We start from the raw sequence: 6055 nt of genomic DNA, 5'->3' as shown, positions 1-6055 counted from the left end.
TCGCGACATCAGTGCGATTGCCAGCCAGATCGAGGCCAAGCGCGATGTGGCGATGACCGCCACGGCCAACCTGAGCCTGGTTTCGGCGGCCAATGAGCAGCATTCGTACAGCAAGACCAAGAAGGTCACCAGCCAGGAGGATCATGTTCAGCAGGTGGGCACTAGCCTAAAAGGTGGTGGTGATGTGACCTTGAGTGCGGGACAGGAATTGGCCCTGATCGCTAGTCGTGTAACGGCGGGTGATGAGGCTTATTTGGTCGCTGGTAAAAACCTCGCTCTCAAAGCTGCCGAAGATCAGGACTACAGCTTCTACAGCAAAACCAAGAAGTCTTCGTCGGGTAAGAAGTTCCGCCTTGATGAGACCGAAAGCATTTCCAATGTGGGTAGCTTGGTCAGTGCCGGTACTAACAGTGTCCTGGTAGCTGGAGAAAACCTGCAATTGCAAGGTAGTGCGGTGATCGCTGAAAAAGGCAACGCACAACTGATAGCGGGCAAGGATGTCCAGATCCTTGCTGTTACTGATTCCGAGAGTGATCGGCATGAGCGTAAGCAGAGCAAGAGCAGTTGGGGCGGACTGAAGTCGAGCAAAGTTGAAGATAAAGTCAGCGAAACTCGTACCATGGCTATCGGCAGCATGGTGTCGGGTGACACCATCAGTGTGACTGCCGGCAGGGATGCGTCTGTTACCGGGTCTTCGTTGGTCAGTACGGGGGACTTGAGTGTACAGGCTGTTCGAGATCTCACGATTGATGCTGCAACGAACACTTTTTCGCGCACAGAAATACATAAGCAGAAAAACCGTGACCTGACTGGTGTACTGACTGCCAATAAGCTTGGTTTGGATGACATCACAGGCAATCAGCATCTCTCCATAAGCAGCCAGAAACACAACGGCAATGCACAGGAAACGACCCTAACTGGCAGCACCATCGGCTCCAGTGCTGGCAACGTAAAGCTAAATGCAGGCCGTGAGCTTAAGGTTGTTGCCAGTGATCTTGTCAGTACCAAGGACATGTCGCTGAGCGGCGCGGATGTCTCCATCGCGGCAGGTACTGAAACAGCCAAGCAAACCAGCTCTGATAGTTCGAAGAGCCTGGCGGTTGGGCGGGTGATTGGCGGCATGGTGATTGATACCGCCAAGAGTATCCGTAATGACGTTCGTGCCGCCAAGGAAGCTGATGATGGTCGACTCAAGGCAGTCAAAAGCGCTCAAGCGCTTCTTTCTGCTTACAACGCAGTGGGCAACCTTGACTCAGGTTCTGCGCAAGAGTCTGAGGGTAAGCCAGCCAACAGCAGCGGTTCGCTGATCAAGATCGGTACCGAACTTGCCAATACACGCACTAAAAGTTCCAGCGAATACAACAGCGAAACCGCAAAACAATCGACCCTGACCAGCGGTGCGGGGTTAGTTATTAATGCCGGGGGCAATGGTGAGGGGGCCAAGGGAGATATCCATGTTATTGGCAGTCATTTAAAGGCTGAAAACACGGCCTTGATAGCCAAGAACGATATCGTGCTGCAAAGCGCTCAAGATCGTGCGCAGTGGGATAATCAGAACACCAACAGTAAAACAAGCATTGGCGCCAGTTTTAATATTGGCGATCAAAACGGCTTTACTTTGGATCTTGGAGCACAGATTGCCAAAGGCATGGGGACTGGACATTCGGTCACTCAGGTCAATAGCACCGTCGATACTGGTTTATTGCTTTTGACCAGTGGCCAAGACACTAACTTGGCTGGGGCGCAAGTAAAAGCAGACACAATAAAGGCTGATATTGGCGGCAACTTGAATATCGCCTCTCGGCAAGATGAAGCCAGCCAGAAGAACCAGCAAAAGAGCGCTGGTGCTGGAGTCAGTCTCTGTGTCCCACCGTTTTGCTACGGTGCCATGGTCACCGCCTCGGGAAATATCGCTGGTAGCAAGATGAACAGCGATTACAAGGCGGTGACAGACCAGACAGGGTTATATGCGGGTAAAGGCGGATATGACATTCATGTTGGTGAGACCACTCAGTTGCAGGGAGCGGTCATCGCCAGCGATGCCAACGCTGAGAAGAACCGTCTGGATACGGGACGCCTGCTTGTCAGTGACATCAAGAACAAGAGTGAAATAAAAAGCCAAGCCGCGAGCTTGAGCGCTTCCTATACCAGCACCAAATGGGACAACCCGCGCGGTCCAAAGACTCCTGATGATCAACGGAAGTGGGCTCATTCAGAGACCGGGGGCACCCTGCCGATCGCGCTCAAGGAGTCGGACCACAGCAGCACCCGCAGTGCAATCAGTGAGGGAACTATCACCGTTCGTGACCCGGCAGGCATCAATGATCTGGTGGGCCTGAATCGTGATACCGCCAACGCCAATCAGCGCCTGGACCGCCCTGACGAGAAGGCCATGCATGAGCGTATTGACCTTATCCAGAGTTCAGCGCAACTGGCGAGCAGCGCTATCAATACTGTCGCCAAGGCTAAAGCGGATGCGGCCAACAAGGCGAAGCGAGAAGCAGAGAAGTCGCAGAACTCAGAGCAGATAGCGGCAGCCAATGCCGCTGCTCAGGATGCGGCTAGTTGGAATGTGGGTGGCGACAAGCGAATCATGGCCGATATCGCCTCTGGCTTGGTTGCCGCCGGGTTGGGAGGGGCAGGAGGTTCGACGGCTGTTGGTGTTGTTGCTTACACGTCATCGGCTGACGTCTTCAAGAAAATCGGCGATTACTCAAATGCCCGACACCATGATCCCAAGGCGGACAGTGCTACCAAGGCGGCTTGGGCTGAGGGAGGTGCGGCGAGGGTTTTGCTGCACGCATTGGCGGGTGCAACTATCGGTTTGTCTAGCGGGAACGCTGGAAGTGGTGCGTTAGGGGCAGGGACATCTGCAGCGCTCATGCCGGCTATTGCTGAGGCGTTGAAGAACAGTGGTATTGAGGAATATAACCAAGATGCCATTGCGACATTAATCACTGCTGGCCTTGGAGCCACAGCGGGCTCTTCGGCAGGAGGCACCACAGGTGTGATTGTTGGTGGGGCGAATGCCGCCGGAGTGGATATCAATAACCGACAATTGCATGCCCTTGAAGTCAAGAAAATCAAAGCATTGGCTGCAGAGTTTGCAGAAGAAAACAATATTAGTGTGGAAGCTGCTGAGGCCCGTCTTCTTGCTCAGGCGCAACAAAATGTTGATAAGACGTTTGCTGTTGAACACTCAATGTCCGATGCCTCTGCTCTTGAGTTTCTAAAAGGCCAGTCTCAGACGTTTGTTGATGAGAGTGGGCGTCTGATGTTGATGTTTGCGCCGGGAGGTTTAACGGCGTATGAAGATTCAAGTATGTATGTGGATACTTGGAAGCAGTTCACCTCAGAATACCAATCGATGTTGAGTGCGGCATCGAGGAAGAATCAAACAGAAAAAGAAAAGGAGATTCTATCAAAAACGAAAGATACAGCAATTCGTGGCCTATGGAAGGGAGCTGGAAATCTACCATCTGATGCGGTCAATGGCTTAGTCGATACGTTTAAGCAGCTTTTTCATTTGGATGATGTTGGCAAAGAGATTGTTAAGGTACCTTTTAAGTACGATACGGAGACTGAACATGATGTTGCTAAAGGTACTCAACAACTGATAGATAATGCTTTGCAGACGGTAGGTGCAGCGTGGGCATCTATTAAAGTGTCTCCTGTTGTAAAGGTCCCCGATACTGTAGAGACAACACGTTTGTGGCGTGCAGTAGAACCGGAGGAGCTTGCGGATATTCTAAAATATGGGGATTATAATATTCATCCGAACTCAACTTTTAAACGGTTTGGTTTTGATGAGAAAAGTTTGGACGATTTCATCAAGGCAAATCCTGATAGGACTTATACTAAGACGTATATAGAAATCCCTAAAGTTTTTTTGGATAAAATGTATCGGCATGATGACCCAGGAGGAGCAGGTAAGGCTATTGGTATAGATGTTTATGAGTTTCCAGAGTTCTATGATTTATTTAATAAGGTTCATGTGGTGCCAAAATGAATAGAGCAGAAATGCGTGTCCCCTTTGTAATGGCTAAAGTTACATTCAGACCGCCATCTTATGGTGGTCGGATATCTATGCCAGAGGGTGATGGGTATGCACCATATTTTCGATCAGAATCCATGAGTGAAGAGTTGGCTGTTCGGGTGTATGAAGTTCCAAGTTCTGCAAAATTCGGTGTGCCGTATACCGTGAGGTTGGAGTTGACATATTATCCGCGCTTGAGTTACGGGAAACTGAGCATTGGTGAGAGGTTTTTTTTAACGGAGGGACCTAAGACTGTTGCTGAAGGACTCATAGAGTCTGATGTGACCTATAGTTAAAATCGCAGTCGGGGGTGGTAATGCGAAGATTAGTGCCGATATTGTGCACGTAGACGTCGTAACGTGTACGGAAAGATAGTTTTGGTTTTAATGTTGGCGAGTTTAATAGCTTCTGCAAGAGTGAAACTGGTGCATACACTGAGATATCAGTTGCGGAGTATCTGGTTGGACAAGGGGTATGCTCATCAAGAATAAGGTTTGCTGAAAGGCTATTTATTGTTAATGCTTTTGAAAGCTGTGGCGTGAGATGGTTCAAAGGCAGTTAATTGTGATTGTACTTGGTAGGAGTTGAAAGCCAGAGTTTAGATCTATAGTGACTTGGTTTGCAATGGATAACTATGGGTGGATTGCTGTTATGATGAATAACTGCTATGGAGGTTTGCCAAGAGCTCTTTTGACTGTCGATGGTGCGGGGAGATTTTATATAAGCTCTCAGAGTTTTTTTGGGAGGAGTCTGAGGGGTATTTAGAATATCCAGATGATAAAAATGATGGTTTAAATTCGATTTTTCTTCGTAGCAATATAAAAACATCCTTCTTTAAACAAGGCAGTTGAATAGTTTGAGCAGGATTGGTACGAAATGGGTGACTATTCGGAGGAAAATTTAGCTATCAATAAGAGTCTTTTTGTTTACCATTGTGGCGAGGGGGGCAGGAGCTGACTATCCAGTTGGCTATGCTGGGGTCACTGAAATGCGGGGGCTACTTTAGATACTTGGCTCCTACTGTTATGGTGGGGATAGTTGATTTTCCAGAAGACTTGCGCTATTGGATTGTTGTGTCTGATAGTGTGGGCTTTATGAGTAATGGAGTTCTTAATAGTAGTGATGTTAGTAAGGTTTTTACTAGGGCGTATCGATAGAGTGTCTTTTTGTTTTCTAAAAGATTTGCTGATGTATCAGATAAAGTTAATGGTTTAAAAAGGCAGTTTGTAAGTTTTATTCGGGTGGTAGGTTAGTTGGTTGATATTTATTGCGAGGCAATAGGGCAGTAATTTCAGGAGATTTTAGATTGCCGACTACACAAAGACTGGGCAGCTTAACGCCGCCCATTGCTATTTAGCTTGAAAGCTTTTCTTGCAGTCGTCGCCCTGCTACATCCAACAAATCACAGCCATCGCGCAGCAAAATGCTGCACACCACGGACAGCTCCTGCAGTACCACTGCACCTTTGGGCGCCTCTTCCGAAATCGAAAAACTTTCCAGCAACTGAGTCACGGAGCGAATGCGGTAGGCCGCTGCATCATGCAATACATCGATGGGTGCTTGAGTATCGATCAACAGCGAGGGAATGTTGCAGTCGTGACCGGTAATCGGCATGTATCGATTCAGAGTCGTCATGGATCTTACTCCTATATCAATCTGAGCCATCACCTTCTGCCGCCAAGCAGAGTAAGGGTGACGGATTGCACAAGGTTGGCGGACCAGGGATATAGGACCTGGCACTCCCGAAGGAGTCCCTGCGCAACCCGCCATAACACGAGGATGCGGGCGTAAAAAAAGCGCCTGCAATCGTATTGGGGGCGCTGTTGCGCCTATATCTATTTGGACCGCCAAGTCCAATCACAGCATTTGCTGCGAAGGCCGAAGGGTAACGTGGAGGACGAGTAGTAGCAACTCACGAAGAGTATAAAAAACCTCTGGAAACATCTTGCTGACAGCTCAAGCAGTTCATGAGCTCGGACTACCTGCTGTCCAACCTCGGTTACAACCCGGACGAAAGTG

Annotated in this window: 2 protein-coding genes; one reads left to right on the top strand and one right to left on the bottom strand. The window is 49.0% G+C overall.

The window, feature by feature from the left end:
* The first annotated feature begins 52 nt into the window (after nucleotides 1-52).
* A complete protein-coding gene (locus KCG88_RS30735; RefSeq protein ID WP_348984544.1) occupies nucleotides 53-4009 on the top strand; it encodes a hemagglutinin repeat-containing protein in 3957 nt (1318 codons plus the stop codon).
* Nucleotides 4010-5389: 1380 nt separating this feature from the next.
* Here the strand turns inward: KCG88_RS30735 and KCG88_RS30730 are convergent.
* The gene (locus tag KCG88_RS30730) at nucleotides 5390-5671 is read right to left on the bottom strand and encodes a hypothetical protein (protein WP_047284401.1); all 282 of its coding nucleotides are present in this window, start codon (nucleotides 5669-5671) and stop codon (nucleotides 5390-5392) included.
* Nucleotides 5672-6055 lie beyond the last annotated feature (384 nt).

Source organism: Pseudomonas sp. MWU349 (assembly GCF_017947325.1).
GTDB lineage: Bacteria > Pseudomonadota > Gammaproteobacteria > Pseudomonadales > Pseudomonadaceae > Aquipseudomonas > Aquipseudomonas protegens.
Note: the sequence above shows the minus strand (reverse complement) of the source record. Positions and strands in the feature narration are given on the sequence as shown.